The organism is Thiomonas sp. X19, assembly GCF_900089495.1.
Lineage (GTDB): Bacteria > Pseudomonadota > Gammaproteobacteria > Burkholderiales > Burkholderiaceae_C > Thiomonas_A.
Genome location: NZ_LT605203.1, coordinates 2,875,052 through 2,889,364, shown reverse-complemented (window position 1 = coordinate 2,889,364; position 14,313 = coordinate 2,875,052). Strand labels below are relative to the sequence as shown.

The window sequence follows — 14,313 nt, the reverse complement described above, 5'->3', positions numbered from 1 at the left end:
ACCCAACCCGGTGAGGCCAACGAACCTTCGAGATCGCCGCGAGCTTGGAGTCATGATCCGTCCGACATGAACGTCAGATGACGAAATCGTCATCTGACGTTCATGTTCCCGTGCGAGTTCGCCGACCAGAATACGGCCACGGTTTCTCTGCCACACGAGCTTGGCATGTTTGGCCTTTTGGGTCGTTCCGGCCGGTTGGGCCAGCCAACGCCTGCGTTCGAGGTCTTCAAGGCTTGCCGATGATGCTGCCCGATGGTTTGAATTGCTTTGTTGGAGGCTTGGCCCCGGGCGTTTGCCTCAGCCCTGCCCAGGCCACGGTCGTGAAACCATCCCCTCCAGATCTCATCGGCCTGCCTCCGTCAATCGCCTTGGCATCGGCACCCAGTCAAGTGCCTGCCACAACACCTGCGCAGCGGTCGAATTGGGGTCTTTATCCTGCAAGCCCGACTTTTGGCGTTGGCCTCGCAGACACGTATCTGATCGGTGCGGCGCTCGGGGTCCTGGACTATGCGGGGCTGTACCGCCTGGATCATCCCGTTCAGCAAAACACTTCCGGCATCTGGTCCATTGCCAAATCTCCCCAGTTTCCCGCCGAGCTGATTGGTCTGACCCTGGCAGGCGCGGTCTGGGAAGGGGGAAACAACCGTCTTGGCAAAACGCTGTGGCAGAGCGTGGACGCTGCCGCCATGGCCGGAATTTCGACACAGGCGCTGAAATGGACTTTTCAGCGTACCCGCCCCTCAGCCACCAACAACCCCGGTCGACGGTTTCAGGGCGTGCATAACCAGAGCTTTCCCAGTGGCGGTGTTTCGTCCATCACGGCATTGGTCACGCCCATCATCTTGGAGTATCACTCACCAAACCAACCCGGAGGTGGATGCGCTGGCGGCCATTCCCGTGTTCGACATGGCGGCTCGCATCAAGGCGCACGGCCATTAGATGACCGACACCGTGGCCGGCGCCGTCGTCGCCAGTGGTTATTTTGCCCATCAGTTGAGCTCACCCGTCATCCTCGGCTTGCTCACGGGTGGTTTTTACATGGGTATGCGCGAGAGTTTCCAGCAAGCGCCAAAGCGGCATGCTTGAAAAGCGAACAACAAGAAATCATGAGCTTGGGACAAGACCCAAGCCGACAGGGTGCAACACGATGCAGAAGCCAAACCGATAAGCAATGATCAGCACACCTGTGACAGAAATCAACCATGAAGTTGAAATTTTCTCCAAGGTTCCAGAAATTACGCTGTATTTCTGGGTCGCCAAGTTATTGACGACGGCGATGGGTGAAGCGACTTCAGATTATCTGATGTCGCATCTGAACCCATATCTTGCCGTTTGCCTTGGGGCGGCGGGATTTCTAGCGGCCTTTGCGCTGCAGTTTGCCGTTCATCGCCATATCGCCTGGGTCTACTGGTTGATGGTGGCCATGGTGAGCGTCTTTGGCACGATGATGGCGGATGTGGTTCACATCGTGCTTGGCGTTCCCTATGCATTGTCGACCACGATTTTTACAATGGCCCTGGCCATTATTTTTATTTTATGGTGGCGCATTGAAAAAACCATTTCCATTCACAGCATCCATACGCGGCGCCGGGAGTTTTTTTACTGGGCGGCTGTGATCGCTGCCTTTGCTCTTGGAACAGCCGCGGGCGACATGACCGCGAGCACATTCCACCTGGGATATTCAGGGTCGTCGATCTTGTTTACTGTGCTCTTTGCAATTCCGATCATGGCTTTTACGCGCTTTGGTTTGAATGAGGTTTTTACCTTTTCCTGAATCCGTGAGCTCGGGCATGCGGAATTTTCATAAGTTGTTGATGCATAATGGTTTATTCGATAAAATGACCCCTTTGTCTTCTCACCCAGCGGGTGAACGTTCCGGGGTATGGCATGGGGTTTGGATTTCGCGTCAAGCAACTCGACTATGACCTGACGCCGGTGGCCGGTCTGGCCCTTGTCGGTCATCACCTCAAGCGCCTCGATCCTCTGTTCAAACGCCTGGATGCCCAGTGGCCTTGCCGCGGCGGACTGCCGCCCAGCACACTGATGCGCAGCTATGTTGGCTTGCTCGCGCAGAGCAAGAGCGACTTCGATGCCATCGAAGGCTTTCGAGGCGATCGTTTCTTCCAGGAGGCGCTGGGTCTGGTGGGTGTGCCGTCCTCGCCCACCCTGCGCCAGCGCCTGGATGCGCAGGCCGCCCTGTGGTTTGACTTCACCTCCCAGGCGATTGAAGCGCTGCTGCGCAAGAGCCAACCGGACTATGGTCTTTTGCCTTGCGGTCATGTGCCGCTGGACATCGACACCTTCGCGATGGACAACTCGGGCACAGCCAAGGATGGGGTGAGCCGCACCTACGCGGGGGTCGATGGCTACTGCCCGCTGGCGGCCTACCTGGGCACGCATGGGTTTTGCCTGGAGTTCGCCCTACGTCCGGGCGCGCAGCACTCGGCTTCGGAGACGACCTACAACCTCGAGACGGCCGTGCCCATGGCGCAGCGCCTGTCGACCGCAGGCCCCAAGGCGCCGATTCTCGTGCGCATGGATGCGGGGTTTTGCTCGGCCGCCTTGATGGCCGACATGCAGCGCTGCAACAGGCCAGGACTGCCCCGGGTCGATGTTCTGATCAAGTGGAATCCCCGCAAGACCGATCCTCTGGAGGTCTTGCGACGGCAGGAACTGGAAGGGGGTTTGTTGTGGCAGCATCCGCGCGCAGGCAAGCGCGTGGCGGTTTGGGAGGTGGCCGTGCAGGTCGAAGGCATCGCCCATCGCCTGCGCCGCATTGTGCGCATCACGGAGCGCACCGTCGATGCCCGTGGCCAGCAGTTTTTGGTCCCCGAGATCATCTTGGAGGGCTGGACGACAAGCTTGCCCAAGGCCATCAGCGCCGAGGCGATCATCGACCTGTACGCCGGGCACGCTACGCACGAGCAGTTCCATGCGGAATTCAAAACCGACATGGATCTGGAGCGACTGCCCTCGGGGAAGTTCGACACGAACGATCTTGTCTGCCAGCTTGCGGCCCTGACGATGAACGTGCTGCGCCTCATGGGGCAGCAAGGGCTGCTGGGGCCGCATGCACCGGTGCGCCATGCGGCCAGGCGACGGCGTCTGAAGACTGTGATCCAGGAACTTGTCATCCGCGCAGCACGCGTGATCAACCATGGCGGGCGGCTGTGGTTGGGACTGGGCGCCAACGACAAGGCAGCCCGTGCCTTTTGCGATCTGCATGCGCAGTTCGCCGCCAGCGGCTGAAGACGCAGTCCAAGCTTTCCCAGCACCCCAAGACGCTGGCCACAAGGGCTCNGTCCGGGCTTTTTCATGGGAATCCCGCGCCGCGGCCGGCCCCTCTTTTCGCCCAAGCTTGCGGCGTGCGAAATTCGGTCATTCCACGCTAGACTCGCGGCTATGTCGAATTTGCGCAAACCCGTCGTTCGCACAGTCGTATTTGCCGACGTTGTCGGTAGTACCGGGCTTTACAAATCACTGGGTGATGCCGTTGCGGCGAGGCTCATGACCAGCGTGACCGATGCCATGTCGACCGCCGTGAGCCAATTCCATGGCCAGGTCGTCAAGACCCTGGGTGACGGCGTCCTCGCCGTGTTCGACAACAACGCCGAGGCGGTGCACGCCTGCAGCGAGGTGCAGCGAACCCTGGCCAACTGGGGCCATACCGGCAAGACTCCGATCGCCGTTCCACTGAAAATCGGCTTGTCGCGCGGCCCGGTGGTCCTGACGCCAGGCGACTGTTTCGGCGATGCCGTGAATGCCGCCGCACGCCTTTCCGACTCGGCTGGCGGCGGGCAAATTCTGGTGAACGATGCCGTGATGGAAGGCCTGCCGCTGGAGCTGCTGGCGCGGCTTCGCAGCCTGGGCGCCATCTTCTTGCGTGGTTACGACGTGCCTGTGCCAGTGCACCAGATCGAATGGGACACCACCTGGCAGAACAGCCAGACATTGCCGCACCAGCCCACCGTCCTGTCTGCCGTCACCCAGCGGCTCAATCTGTGCTGGCTCGACACCGCCCAGGACTTCAGCCCCGAACAAAGCCCCATCCACATCGGCCGCACGCAAGCGGCGGAGTTTGCCGTCAACGACATTCGCGTCTCTCGTCAGCATGCGCGCATCGAGTGGCGCGGCAGCTATTTCATGCTCACCGACCTATCCAGCAATGGGACCTGGGTGCGTTACAGCGGCCAGGACAACGTGCTCGCCCTGCGCCGCAACGAATGCGTGCTGCACGGGCAAGGTGAAATCTGCCTGGGCGCCAAGCCGACCGATCCGACGGCGCCCACCGTGCTGTTCCAGCTTCACGACTCCTGATTTCGACGCTTTGCCTTCCATGCAGCAACCCGTCGCAGACCGCCAGTACACCCATGGCGCGGAACCCGGCATGGCCGTGCTCCTGCTGAATCTGGGTACGCCCGACGCCCCCACAGCCCCTGCCCTGCGCCGTTACCTGCGCGAATTCCTCAGCGACCAGCGCGTCGTCGAAATTCCGCGCGCCCTCTGGCTCCCGCTGCTGAACGGCATCATCCTGCCGCTGCGCGCACCCAAGTCAGCGGCCAAATACGCCAGCATCTGGCAGGCTGACGGCTCGCCGCTGGCCAGCGGCACCGCAGCACTGGCACGGGGCATGCAAGCCAGCCTGGCCGCGAAGGGGCACCAGGTCATCGTCCGTCATGCCATGCGCTACGGCAACCCGGCCACGACGGCAGTGCTCGACGAACTGCACGCGCAAGGCGTCACGCGCCTGCTGCTCGTGCCACTGTATCCGCAATACAGCGCCGCCACCACCGCCTCGTCGCTCGATGCCGTCATGGCCTGGCTGCGTCGTGCCCGTCGCCAACCGGAACTCCGCACCCTGCGCAACTATGCCGATGATTCCGGCTACATCACGGCCCTGGCAAGAAAAATTCAGCGCCATTGGGCCGAACATGGTCGAGCCGAACAATTGATCATGAGTTTTCACGGCATGCCACAGCGCACCCTCAAGCTCGGCGACCCCTACCACTGCGAATGCCACAAGACCAGCCGACTCTTGGGCCAGGCCCTGGGGCTGGATGCAAGCCAGTACAAGGTCACGTTCCAGTCGCGCTTCGGCAAGCAGGCCTGGCTGCAACCGTATACCGAGCCCACGCTGCGCGCACTCGCAAAAGCCGGAACCCAACGCGTGGATGTGGTCTGCCCGGGGTTTGCCGTCGACTGCCTGGAAACACTCGAAGAAATTGCCGTGGAGGGCAAGCAGGCTTTCCTCTCCAGCGGTGGTGGCGAATACCACTACATCCCCTGCCTGAACGCCGATCCAGGCTGGGTCGAAGCCTTCTCCGGTTTGATCGAAACCCATCTGCAGGGCTGGCCTACCCGCCGAACCGTTGACGCGGCACAGCGCAACGCCAGCCGCGACCGCGCCAAAGCCATGGGTGCGGACAACGTCTGAGCAAGGTCGCGCACGCAAGGTTTGCGCGGTACATGACAGCGCCTTGGAAGGTTCCACGCCAGTCCGGGTAGCCCTTGCCTAGAATGCGTCCTTTCTTTTTGAACGATTGCGCGCAGATTGCCGAAGATTGCTTGGCGTCTCGACATCCGCCAAGCCCCGTGCCGTTCCCCATGTTCCGCCGCCTGCCAGACTGGGCCCTTGATGCGCTGGTGCTGCTCATGGCCGCCCTGTGCCTGTTCTGGGGGTTGGGCGGGCCGCCGATTCGCGACAACAACGAAGCGCTGTACGCCGACATCGCCTGGGCCATGGCGCGCGGCGGCTCCTGGATCATCCCGCATCTGGACGGCGTGCCCTACATCGAGAAGCCCCCGCTGCTGTACTGGCTCATGGCCCTGAGCTTCAAGGCCTTCGGCGTCGGCGCCTGGCAAGCGCGCCTGCCCGACGCCCTGGCCGCCTGGCTGCTGAGCGCGGGCTGCATCGCCTACGGCCGCCATCTCGGCGCCCCACTGGGTGGGCGCTTCGCCGCCCTGGTCAGCGGCACCGCGCTGGGCCTCGTGCTGATCGCCCGCACCATCCTGTTCGACCCCCTCATGCTGCTGTTCTGGCTCAGCGCCCTGGCCCTGACGGTGCTGGGCGTGCACCAGCGCCGCCGCCTGTGGCTGCGCGCCGCCGCCGTGCCCCTGGCCCTGGCCACCCTCACCAAAGGCCCCGAGGCGCTGCTGCTGCTGGGGCTCATCGCCGTGCTGCAGCTGCTGTTCGCCCCCGGCGCCTGGACGCGCGCGGCGCTGCTGCGCTTTTATCTCGACCCCTGGGCCATCGCCCTGTTCGTGCTGCTGGCCGCCCCCTGGCATCTGGCCGCCCTGCGCGCGCAGCCCGGCTTCGCCTGGTTCTTCTTCATCAACGAGACCATCATGCGCTTTCTCGGCCGGCGCATCCCCGATGACTACCACGCCGGCCCCTGGTGGTATTACGGCCCCAAGCTGCTGATCGGGTTTTTCCAGTGGAGCGCGCTCCTGGCGCTGCTGGCCTGGCGCAGCCCATGGCTGCCACGCCCGCAGGGGCCGAGCCCGGCGGCCGATGCCACCTCCCGGACCGCCCCCCATCATGCCACCCCCGCGCAGGCCAGCGCCACAGCGCGCTGGGCGCGCAATGCCGCCGTGGTGCTCACCGTGTTCTTCTCCATGGCCGGCAACAAGGGGGCGTACTACCTGCTGCCGGTGGTGCCGCTGGTGGCCTGGTGGCTGGGGGTGAAGCTGCAACTGGCGGCGGACCAGGGGGCGCTGCCCCGTGTGCTGCCCTGGCTGGGCTGGGGTGCGGCGCTGTTCGGCCTGTTCGCCGCGGCGCTGGGGGGGGTGAGCCTGACGCCCGGGGTGCACGCCTATTGGCGGCAGATCGGCTTGCCGCAGGCGCAATTCGCGCTGCTGCCGGCGCTCATCGGCGGCGTGGCGCTGCTGGGGCTGCTGGCGGGCGCTCTCCTGGCGGCCGGGCGCTTGCACGCCGGGCTGCTGGCCTTGGGCCTGGCCGGGGTGGTGATGGTGGGCTTTGCCACCCAGCTGGACATCGCCAAGACCGCGGACACCTCGCAGAAGCATGTGGCCGCGGCCATCCACGCGGCGCTGCCGGGCGGGGCGGCGATGTTCTCCTGGCAGACCTTCGAGGACCATGATGCCTCGCTGCTGCTGTACGGCTTTCGTCCGCTGCGGGTGATCGACAGCACCAGCGCGGATCTGTGGTTCGGCTGCCGCCATGCGCCGCAGGCTGCGATCTGCGTGGGACCGCAGGCGCTGGAGCAGGCGCGCGCCCAGGGCCGGGCGGTGGCGGTGTGGGTGGCCCGCAGCCGACTCCCCAGCTTCTTGCACACCGGCCTGGCACAGGGCCTGCTGCGCTTGAACTTCCGCAACAGCGTGGTGTTCTACAGCCAGGGGGCAAGCCAGAAGATGCCGCATGCGAGCCCCACCGAGAATTCTCACGCCAACTGATGCCACCATCAACCGGCACCATCAACCGCCCCAATCTTGCAGGATTTTGAAACCCATGAAGACCCTCATGCGCAACATTGCAGAAACATTCAATGTCTATGGTGCCCGGATGCGCCAAGTCTTCCTCGTCTCTCTGCTCGGCAGCCTGATTCTGCTGCCGCCCACAAGCCAGGCGGGTGTGATGCGTTGGGCCGATCGTGCCACGCAAAACCTCACCAACATCTACGACAACGGCACACCCGATCTGTTCGTCACCGGCTACACCTGGCACGACCCGGCCACCTACACCGCAGCCAAGCGCGCTCAACTCAACAGCCATGCCTGGGGCCTGGGTTGGGGCAAGCACATCATCGATGCGAACGGCAATGACGAGATGGTTTACGCCATGATGTTCTCCGACTCGCACCGCAACGCAGAACCCGTGGTCGGTTACGCGAAGCAGTGGTTGTGGGACCCCGTCGGCGCCTTGCATTTCGGTGCCGGCTACACCGCAGGCATCACCTCGCGCGCCGATATTTTCAAGAACATTCCATTCCCCATCGCCTTGCCGCTGGTCTCGGTGGGCTATGGCCGCTTTACCCTCTACGGGACTTTCCTGCCGAAAGTGACCAGCACTTTGAACAACGGCAATGTGGCGTTCTTTTTCGCGCGCTACGCCTTTCGCTGAGGCCTCATTCGGCCAGCGCGGCTGTGGCCGCGCCTTGGTCCCGAGGCGCTTGAAACTTTTTCTTGCAGCCCTTGTGAAACCATCAACCGTCCCGCGCGTCGCCGGGCTGATCATGATGGTGCTGGCGAGCCGCGATTCGGTACTTAGGGCCTCGGTTTTTTGAGTGTTCCAGAATCGACCCCAGCCTCCAAGCAGCGCACAAAACTACCCCTCCCAGCCTTCCCCACATCGTGGAGGATGAGCCGGCCCCCTGCCTATGCGTGTCGAGTGATGCGAAGATGCTCGGACTGCCGCGTGCATGCCTGGGGATGAAGACGCCGCGCCGATGTGGCGCGGCAAACCTGCTCAAACTTTGAGTCTGGGCTTATGCGCGCGGCTTGGCGCTGGCATTTGTGGCCCAGGTTTGGGTGTGTCCGTTTGCGGCTGAACGTCGATCACGGTCACCGGTAGCACCGGAGCCAGATTCCAGAGTGGTTGGGACAGCAACACCGGCAGGTTGGGGGGCGTCACGTACAACGGTGCGCTCCATTGGGCCACGGTATTCTGCAAACTGGCCATTTGCGATTGCATGGCCTGCATTTGCTGCATGGCCCAGGCTGGCATGACGCCCCCGTCGCTGCGTTGGATCACGATGCGGGCGTTGCCCTGAGGGCTTTGCCAGGTCCAGGTCTTGACTTGCACGGGGCCTGCTTGGGTGTGCTCGACCTGCACGGTTTCATGCATAGGAATGGACTGGCCATCGAAATGCACGACGAGCGGTTGTGCGGCCAATGCCACGGCGGGTATGAACGCGGCGGCGGCCAGGAGTAAACGACGTTTACACATGGGAAACCTCCTTGATCAGTTTTGGACATCATGGCCTGACCCAGGCATCGACGGGCCAAGGCCATGTGGTTCGTTCACCAAACCCGGCGCAGGTTCCTGAAGCCAGGCTTAAGCCGAATCGACCAGGAGACGACGCCGGCAACAAAGTGCCGGTCGGGGCTCAACACTCGATGATGTTCACCGCCAGCCCTCCGCGGGCGGTTTCCTTGTACTTGGTCTGCATGTCGGCGCCGGTCTCGCGCATGGTCTTGATGACTTTGTCGAGCGAGACATGATGCTGGCCGTTGCCGTGCAAGGCCATGCGGGCGGCGTTGATGGCCTGCACCGCGCCCATGGCGTTGCGCTCGATGCAGGGAATCTGCACCAGGCCGCCGACCGGGTCGCAGGTCAGCCCCAGATGATGTTCCATGCCCACCTCGGCGGCGTTTTCCACCTGCTTCACGCTGCCGCCGAGCACCGCGCACAAGGCCCCGGCGGCCATGCTGCAAGCCACGCCGACCTCCCCCTGACAACCCACTTCGGCACCAGAGATGGAGGCGTTCTCCTTGTACAGCAGGCCGATGGCGCCGGCCGTGAGCAGGAAGTCCACCACGCCTTGCGCGTCGGCCTCGGGGGTGAGGCGCATGTAGTAATGCAGCACCGCGGGCACGATGCCGGCAGCGCCATTGGTGGGGGCGGTGACGACGCGGCCGCCTGCGGCGTTCTCCTCGTTCACCGCCAGCGCCCACAGGTTCACCCAGTCGAGTGCGCGCAGCGGGTCGATCGGGCTCGAGGCCGCCTTGCCATGCAAGGCGGCGTACAGCGCCGGGGCGCGACGCTCGACCTTGAAGCCGCCGGGCAGCACGCCTTCGGTGTGGCAGCCGCGCGCGACGCAGTCCTGCATCACGCGCCAGATGCGCAACAGGCCGGCGTCGATGTCGCTGTCGTGGCGCCAGTGGCGCTCGTTGATGCGCATGATGTCGGCGATGCTGCAGCGATGCTGCGCCGCCAGCGCGAGCAGTTCGGCACCGCTGTGAAAGGGCAGGGCGAGGATGGTGGTGTCGGGGGCGATGGCGGCGTGACGCGAGCCGTCGGCGGCGAGTTCGTCGCTCAGCACGAAGCCACCACCGACCGAGTAATACGTGCGTTCGGCCAGCAGCGCGCCGGCCGCATCGAAAGCCGCGAAACGCATGCCATTGGGGTGCAGCGGCAGGGGCTTGCCGCGCTGGAACAGCAAGTCGGTCTGCGGGTCGAAGGCCAGGCCGTGCACCCCCAGCAGCGTGAGGCGCTTGGCTTTGCGCACGGTGTCGATCCGTGCAGAAACTGCATCGACCCCCACCTTGTCGGGCTCCTCGCCCATCAGTCCGAGCATCACGGCCTTGTCACTGCCATGGCCTTTTCCCGTGGCCGCCAGCGAGCCGTACAAGCGGCATTCCACGCTGGTGGTGGCCGCGAGCAGGCCCTGTTGTTGCAAGCCGGTGGCGAACAGGCGCGCGGCGCGCATCGGCCCGACGGTATGGGAACTCGACGGACCGATGCCGATCTTGAACAGGTCGAACACCGAAACGGCCATGGTCATTCCTTGGTGAGGTGTGCAGGCACCTGGCGCAATGCGTGCCGGCTCAGCGGTTCATGCCGCCTGGGCGCAGGCGGCGGCCAGGTCGGCGGCAAAGGCGTCCACGGTTTCGGGCTGGGTGTCCCAGGCGCACATCAAGCGGCAGCCGCCGCCGGCGATGAATTCATAGAACTTCCAGCCGGCCGCATGCAAGCGCGCGATGCTGGCCGCGGGCAGCTGCGCGAACACCGCATTGGCTTGCGGCGGGTGCAGCACGCGCACTCCCGGCAGGCCGTGGATGGCCTGGTACAGGCGCTGCGCCATGGCGTTGGCGTGACGCGCGTTGCGCAGCCAGGTGTCGTGCTCCAGCATGCCCACCCAGGGCGCGGAGATGAAGCGCATTTTCGAGGCGAGCTGCCCGGCCTGCTTCACGCGCCAGGCGAAATCGGCGGACAGGTCGCGGTCGAAAAACACCACCGCTTCGCCCACCGGCAGGCCGTTCTTGGTACCGCCGAAGCACAGCACGTCAACCCCGGCGCGCCAGGTGATTTCGGACGGATGCACGTCGAGCGCGGCCACCGCGTTGGCGAAGCGGGCGCCGTCCATATGCAGCTTCAAGTGCCGGCGCTTGGCGATGGCGGCAATCGCCCGCACCTCCGCCACCGAGTACACCGTGCCGAGTTCGGTGGCCTGGGTGAGGGAGACGACCTTGGGCTTGGGGTAGTGGATGTCGTGGCGCTTGGTCACCAGATCTTCCACCGCGTCCGGTGTGAGTTTGCCCAGGAGCGCGGCGGCGCTGTCGCTTTCGCCAACCAGCAATTTGGAGCCGTTGGAGAAAAACTCCGGGCCGCCGCATTCGTCGGTTTCGATATGCGCCACCGGCGAGCAGATGACGCTGTGATAGCTCTGGCACATCGACGCCAGCGCCAGCGAATTGGCCGCGGTGCCGTTGAACACGTAGTACACGTCGCAATCGGTCTGGAACAACTCGCGCAGCATGTCGGTGGACTTTTGCGTCCAGATGTCGTCGCCATAGGCCGGCTGGTGGCCGCTGGCGTTGGCGTCGAGCAGGGATTGCAGGGCTTCGGGACAGATGCCGGCGAGGTTGTCGCTGGCGAATTGCTGGCGGGGGGTGGTGGAGGTGGTCATGGGCGATGGGAACGGGTGTGGAGCCTGGGCGCGGCGTTGTGCGCCGCCTGCTCTTCGATGGACAATCCTGCATTCGACGCTCTTTCCGCTCCGCCTTCAAGCCACACCATGCGCCTGACCCAGTTTTCCGATTACGCCTTGCGTGTGCTGATGTACGCGGCCGAGCATCCCGAGCGCCTCGTCACCATCACCGAGCTGGCCGACTTCCACCGCATTTCGCGCAGCCATCTCACCAAGGTGGTGGTGCATCTGGCGGGGAGTGGCTATTTGCAATCCGTGCGCGGCCGCGGCGGCGGTTTGCGCCTGGCGCGCGAGGCGGCGTCCATCCGCATCGGCGAGGTGCTGCGCGGCACCGAGGAAGACTTCCGCCTGGTGGAATGCTTCGACCGCCATACCGACGCCTGCGTGCTCACGCCGCATTGCCGGCTTGCCCGCGGTTTGCATGCGGCGCTCGATGCCTTTTTTCAGTCGCTCGATGGCCTGACCCTCACCGATCTGACAGCAGGGGGCGGTGCGCGAATCGACACGCAGACGGTCGCGCTTCCAACGCCGACGCGCAGGGCGCGGCGCACGGTGCCGGCCGCATAGGTCCGATCCCGTGGCGGCATGAAGGGTTTGCCGAAGCGCGTCGCGGGTTATATGATTCATGAAAAATGAATCAATAAATCCGCCCCGACACGGTGGACCCAGGACACGACCCATGAGATTCGACCCCGCACTGTGCAGCGATGACGCCATCGCCCGCATGGTGCATGCTTTCCATGCCAGCGTGCGGCAGGACGATCGGCTCGGCTCCGTCTTCGACGCGCACATCGCCGACGGGCCCACCCATTTGGCGAGAATGGTGGACTTCCGGCTTTCCGTCCTGCTCGGCTCCGGACGCTGCGGCGGCACGCCGATGCCGGCCCACCAGGCCTTGCCGCAACTCGATCCCGCATTGTTCGCGCGTTGGCTGCGGTTGTTCGAGGCCACCACCCAGGCGGTGCGCGGACCCGCGATGAAGGCCAGGGCCGACGAGTTGGCCGGGCGCATCGCGCAGAGCCTGTGGCTGGGCTGGCAGACGGCCAACCGACCGCAGGCGGCGGCTCGTGGCCTGGAGGGCACGCACCATGTCTGTTGATCTCCTGCGCGTTCAAGAGCCGGACCCGCCCCCGGTTGCCGCGCCCTCGTTCGCCGCCAGTTTCGAACTGGGTTTTCGCCCGCTGTACGCCCTGGGCATGGCCTGGGCCGGCCTCGTCGTGGCGATCTGGGTATTCGCCCCCGGCGTGGCGCATGTCCCGCTCGTGGGCGTGCTCTGGCACGCGCACGAGATGCTGTGGGGCTTCGTGGCGACCATCGCGGTCGGCTTCCTGCTCACCGCCGTGCCCAACTGGACGGGCCGGCCGACGCTGCGCGGTTGGCCGCTCGCCGCCTTGTGCCTGGCGTGGCTGCTGGCGCGCGCAGGCCTGCTTGCGGGCGGCCCGTGGTTCAGGCCCGCGGCCGCGCTCGACGTGGCGTTTTTCGCCGCCGCCGCCGTGGCCTGCGCCCTGCCCATCCTGAAGACACGCAACCGGCGCAACCTCGGCGTGCCCTTGCTGCTGCTGGGCCTGGGGGCGACCGACGCGGCCTTCCTGTGGGCGGCGCAGAGCGCGGCGTTCCCCGAACTCTGGCGGGCTCTGCATGCCGGCCTGCTGCTGATGGCCGTGGTCGCCGCCCTGATCGGCCGCCGCGTGATCCCGTTCTTCGCCATGCGCGCCGTGCCGGGGCTGCAACTGAACGTGGCCGCAGGCAGCGGTGTGGTCAACCTTGCGCTGCTGGTGCTGGCCGTGGGCTTGCAGATGCTGGGCCGCTGGCCCGTGGCCGAGGGTCTGGCGCTGTTCGGCTCGGCGGGCATCATGCTGACCCATCTGTTGCGTTGGAAGCCCTGGCGCGTGCTGCACCAGCCGCTGCTGTGGATTCTGTATCTCGGCTATGCGGGCCTGGCCGGCGGCCTGGCAGCGCGCGGGGCGCAGGCGCTCGGCGCGTCCGTCCCCGACTCGCTCTGGATTCACCTCCTCGCCGTATGCGGCTTCGCGCTGTTGATCATCGGCATGGTCACCCGCACCTCCCTGGGCCACCTGGGGCGGGCATTGCGCCTGGACCGCTGGTCCCTGCTGAGCTATGGGCTGCTGCTGGCCGCCGCGGTGCTTCGGCTCTTGGCTTTCGTGCCGTGGCCGGCGCAGGTCGCGGCATTGCAGGCGTCCGCCGTGCTGTGGGCGCTGGCTTGCTGGGTGTTCGTGCTGCGCTATCTGCCCTGGCTGCTGCGACCCCGCGCCGACCGCCCGCTTGCGGGCGGCATCGGGCGCAAACCGGGTCCTGCGCGAGGTTGACATGACATTCGTGGTCACCGAGGATTGCATCAAGTGCAAGTACACCGACTGCGTGGCGGTTTGTCCCGTGGATGCGTTCCGTGAAGGCGCGAACATGCTGGTGATCGACCCGCGCGACTGCATCGACTGCAATCTGTGCGTACCGGAGTGTCCCGTGGCCGCCATCTATCCCGAGCACGAGGTTCCGGCAGAGCAGCAGGAGTTCATCGCGCTCAATGCCGGCCTGGCGCGCAGTTGGCCGGTGATCACGCGGGTCAAGGCCGCGCCGGTGGATGCCGATGCATGGGCCGAGGCGCGGTACAAGCGGCATCTGCTGGACCGCCCCCGCCGCGCTGATCGCGCATGTTCGCGCACGCCTTGGCGCTGTCCCGTCCTCG

At 65.1% G+C, this 14,313-nt stretch carries 13 protein-coding genes and 1 pseudogene; 11 read left to right on the top strand and 3 right to left on the bottom strand.

Annotated features, from left to right (window positions below; translation table 11 throughout):
• The first annotated feature begins 239 nt into the window (after positions 1–239).
• From THIX_RS23065 to pagP, 7 genes are all read left to right on the top strand, one after another.
• Positions 240–1,175 (top strand): hypothetical protein, encoded by a 936-nt coding sequence (locus THIX_RS23065; protein ID WP_146748557.1) that lies wholly within the window; start codon positions 240–242, stop codon positions 1,173–1,175.
• Positions 1,172–1,774: a hypothetical protein gene (locus tag THIX_RS13825; protein WP_112486665.1), complete on the top strand. Its 603-nt coding sequence runs from the start codon at positions 1,172–1,174 to the stop codon at positions 1,772–1,774. The genes THIX_RS23065 and THIX_RS13825 overlap by 4 nt, the downstream gene beginning before the upstream one ends.
• Positions 1,775–1,887: 113 nt before the next feature.
• Positions 1,888–3,249 (top strand): IS1380-like element ISCARN34 family transposase, encoded by a 1,362-nt coding sequence (locus THIX_RS13820; RefSeq protein ID WP_086558171.1) that lies wholly within the window; start codon positions 1,888–1,890, stop codon positions 3,247–3,249.
• Between the two features lie 153 nt (positions 3,250–3,402).
• Complete coding sequence (locus THIX_RS13815; protein ID WP_112486664.1) at positions 3,403–4,317, top strand: adenylate/guanylate cyclase domain-containing protein; 915 nt, start codon at positions 3,403–3,405, stop codon at positions 4,315–4,317.
• A gap of 19 nt (positions 4,318–4,336) precedes the next feature.
• Entirely contained in the window at positions 4,337–5,434 is a 1,098-nt protein-coding gene (gene hemH, locus THIX_RS13810; protein ID WP_112486663.1) for a ferrochelatase, read from the top strand.
• 170 nt (positions 5,435–5,604) lie between these two features.
• A complete protein-coding gene (locus tag THIX_RS13805; protein ID WP_112487107.1) occupies positions 5,605–7,413 on the top strand; it encodes a glycosyltransferase family 39 protein in 1,809 nt (602 codons plus the stop codon).
• A 67-nt stretch (positions 7,414–7,480) separates the two neighbouring features.
• Positions 7,481–8,080, top strand: coding sequence for a lipid IV(A) palmitoyltransferase PagP (gene pagP / locus THIX_RS13800; RefSeq protein ID WP_233224561.1), 600 nt, complete (start codon positions 7,481–7,483; stop codon positions 8,078–8,080).
• A gap of 345 nt (positions 8,081–8,425) precedes the next feature.
• Here the strand turns inward: pagP and THIX_RS13795 are convergent, their stop codons facing one another.
• From THIX_RS13795 to THIX_RS13785, 3 genes are all read right to left on the bottom strand, one after another.
• On the bottom strand, positions 8,426–8,905 hold the full coding sequence (locus THIX_RS13795; protein ID WP_146748556.1) for a hypothetical protein: 480 nt from the start codon (positions 8,903–8,905) through the stop codon (positions 8,426–8,428).
• A gap of 160 nt (positions 8,906–9,065) precedes the next feature.
• Positions 9,066–10,457 carry an L-serine ammonia-lyase gene (locus THIX_RS13790; RefSeq protein ID WP_112488377.1) on the bottom strand — a complete coding sequence of 464 codons (1,392 nt, stop codon included), beginning with the start codon at positions 10,455–10,457 and terminating at the stop codon, positions 9,066–9,068.
• Positions 10,458–10,514: 57 nt separating this feature from the next.
• The gene (locus THIX_RS13785) at positions 10,515–11,588 is read right to left on the bottom strand and encodes a low specificity L-threonine aldolase (RefSeq protein WP_112486661.1); all 1,074 of its coding nucleotides are present in this window, start codon (positions 11,586–11,588) and stop codon (positions 10,515–10,517) included.
• Between the two features lie 108 nt (positions 11,589–11,696).
• Between THIX_RS13785 and THIX_RS13780 the strand changes: the two genes are divergently transcribed.
• From THIX_RS13780 to fdxA, 4 genes and pseudogenes are all read left to right on the top strand, one after another.
• A complete protein-coding gene (locus THIX_RS13780) occupies positions 11,697–12,176 on the top strand; it encodes an Rrf2 family transcriptional regulator (protein WP_158540894.1) in 480 nt (159 codons plus the stop codon).
• 112 nt (positions 12,177–12,288) lie between these two features.
• Positions 12,289–12,708 (top strand): group III truncated hemoglobin, encoded by a 420-nt coding sequence (locus tag THIX_RS13775; protein WP_112486659.1) that lies wholly within the window; start codon positions 12,289–12,291, stop codon positions 12,706–12,708.
• The gene (locus THIX_RS13770; protein ID WP_112486658.1) at positions 12,698–13,936 is read left to right on the top strand and encodes an NnrS family protein; all 1,239 of its coding nucleotides are present in this window, start codon (positions 12,698–12,700) and stop codon (positions 13,934–13,936) included. Before THIX_RS13775 ends, THIX_RS13770 begins: the two co-directional genes overlap by 11 nt.
• Position 13,937: 1 nt before the next feature.
• A pseudogene (gene fdxA / locus THIX_RS13765) lies at positions 13,938–14,258 on the top strand (ferredoxin FdxA); the annotation flags it as partial.
• Positions 14,259–14,313: the final 55 nt, after the last annotated feature.

What these genes read in the sequence shown, in the direction of transcription:
- THIX_RS13790 (WP_112488377.1), bottom strand. Translation starts at nt 10,457, where the DNA reads ATGGCCGTTTCGGTGTTCGACCTGTTCAAGATCGGCATCGGTCCGTCG.
- THIX_RS23065 (WP_146748557.1), top strand. Translation starts at nt 240, where the DNA reads ATGATGCTGCCCGATGGTTTGAATTGCTTTGTTGGAGGCTTGGCCCCG.
- THIX_RS13775 (WP_112486659.1), top strand. Translation starts at nt 12,289, where the DNA reads ATGAGATTCGACCCCGCACTGTGCAGCGATGACGCCATCGCCCGCATG.
- THIX_RS13780 (WP_158540894.1), top strand. Translation starts at nt 11,697, where the DNA reads ATGCGCCTGACCCAGTTTTCCGATTACGCCTTGCGTGTGCTGATGTAC.
- THIX_RS13770 (WP_112486658.1), top strand. Translation starts at nt 12,698, where the DNA reads ATGTCTGTTGATCTCCTGCGCGTTCAAGAGCCGGACCCGCCCCCGGTT.
- THIX_RS13795 (WP_146748556.1), bottom strand. Translation starts at nt 8,905, where the DNA reads ATGTGTAAACGTCGTTTACTCCTGGCCGCCGCCGCGTTCATACCCGCC.
- THIX_RS13805 (WP_112487107.1), top strand. Translation starts at nt 5,605, where the DNA reads ATGTTCCGCCGCCTGCCAGACTGGGCCCTTGATGCGCTGGTGCTGCTC.
- pagP (WP_233224561.1), top strand. Translation starts at nt 7,481, where the DNA reads ATGCGCAACATTGCAGAAACATTCAATGTCTATGGTGCCCGGATGCGC.
- THIX_RS13785 (WP_112486661.1), bottom strand. Translation starts at nt 11,588, where the DNA reads ATGACCACCTCCACCACCCCCCGCCAGCAATTCGCCAGCGACAACCTC.
- THIX_RS13820 (WP_086558171.1), top strand. Translation starts at nt 1,888, where the DNA reads ATGGGGTTTGGATTTCGCGTCAAGCAACTCGACTATGACCTGACGCCG.
- hemH (WP_112486663.1), top strand. Translation starts at nt 4,337, where the DNA reads ATGCAGCAACCCGTCGCAGACCGCCAGTACACCCATGGCGCGGAACCC.
- THIX_RS13825 (WP_112486665.1), top strand. Translation starts at nt 1,172, where the DNA reads ATGATCAGCACACCTGTGACAGAAATCAACCATGAAGTTGAAATTTTC.
- THIX_RS13815 (WP_112486664.1), top strand. Translation starts at nt 3,403, where the DNA reads ATGTCGAATTTGCGCAAACCCGTCGTTCGCACAGTCGTATTTGCCGAC.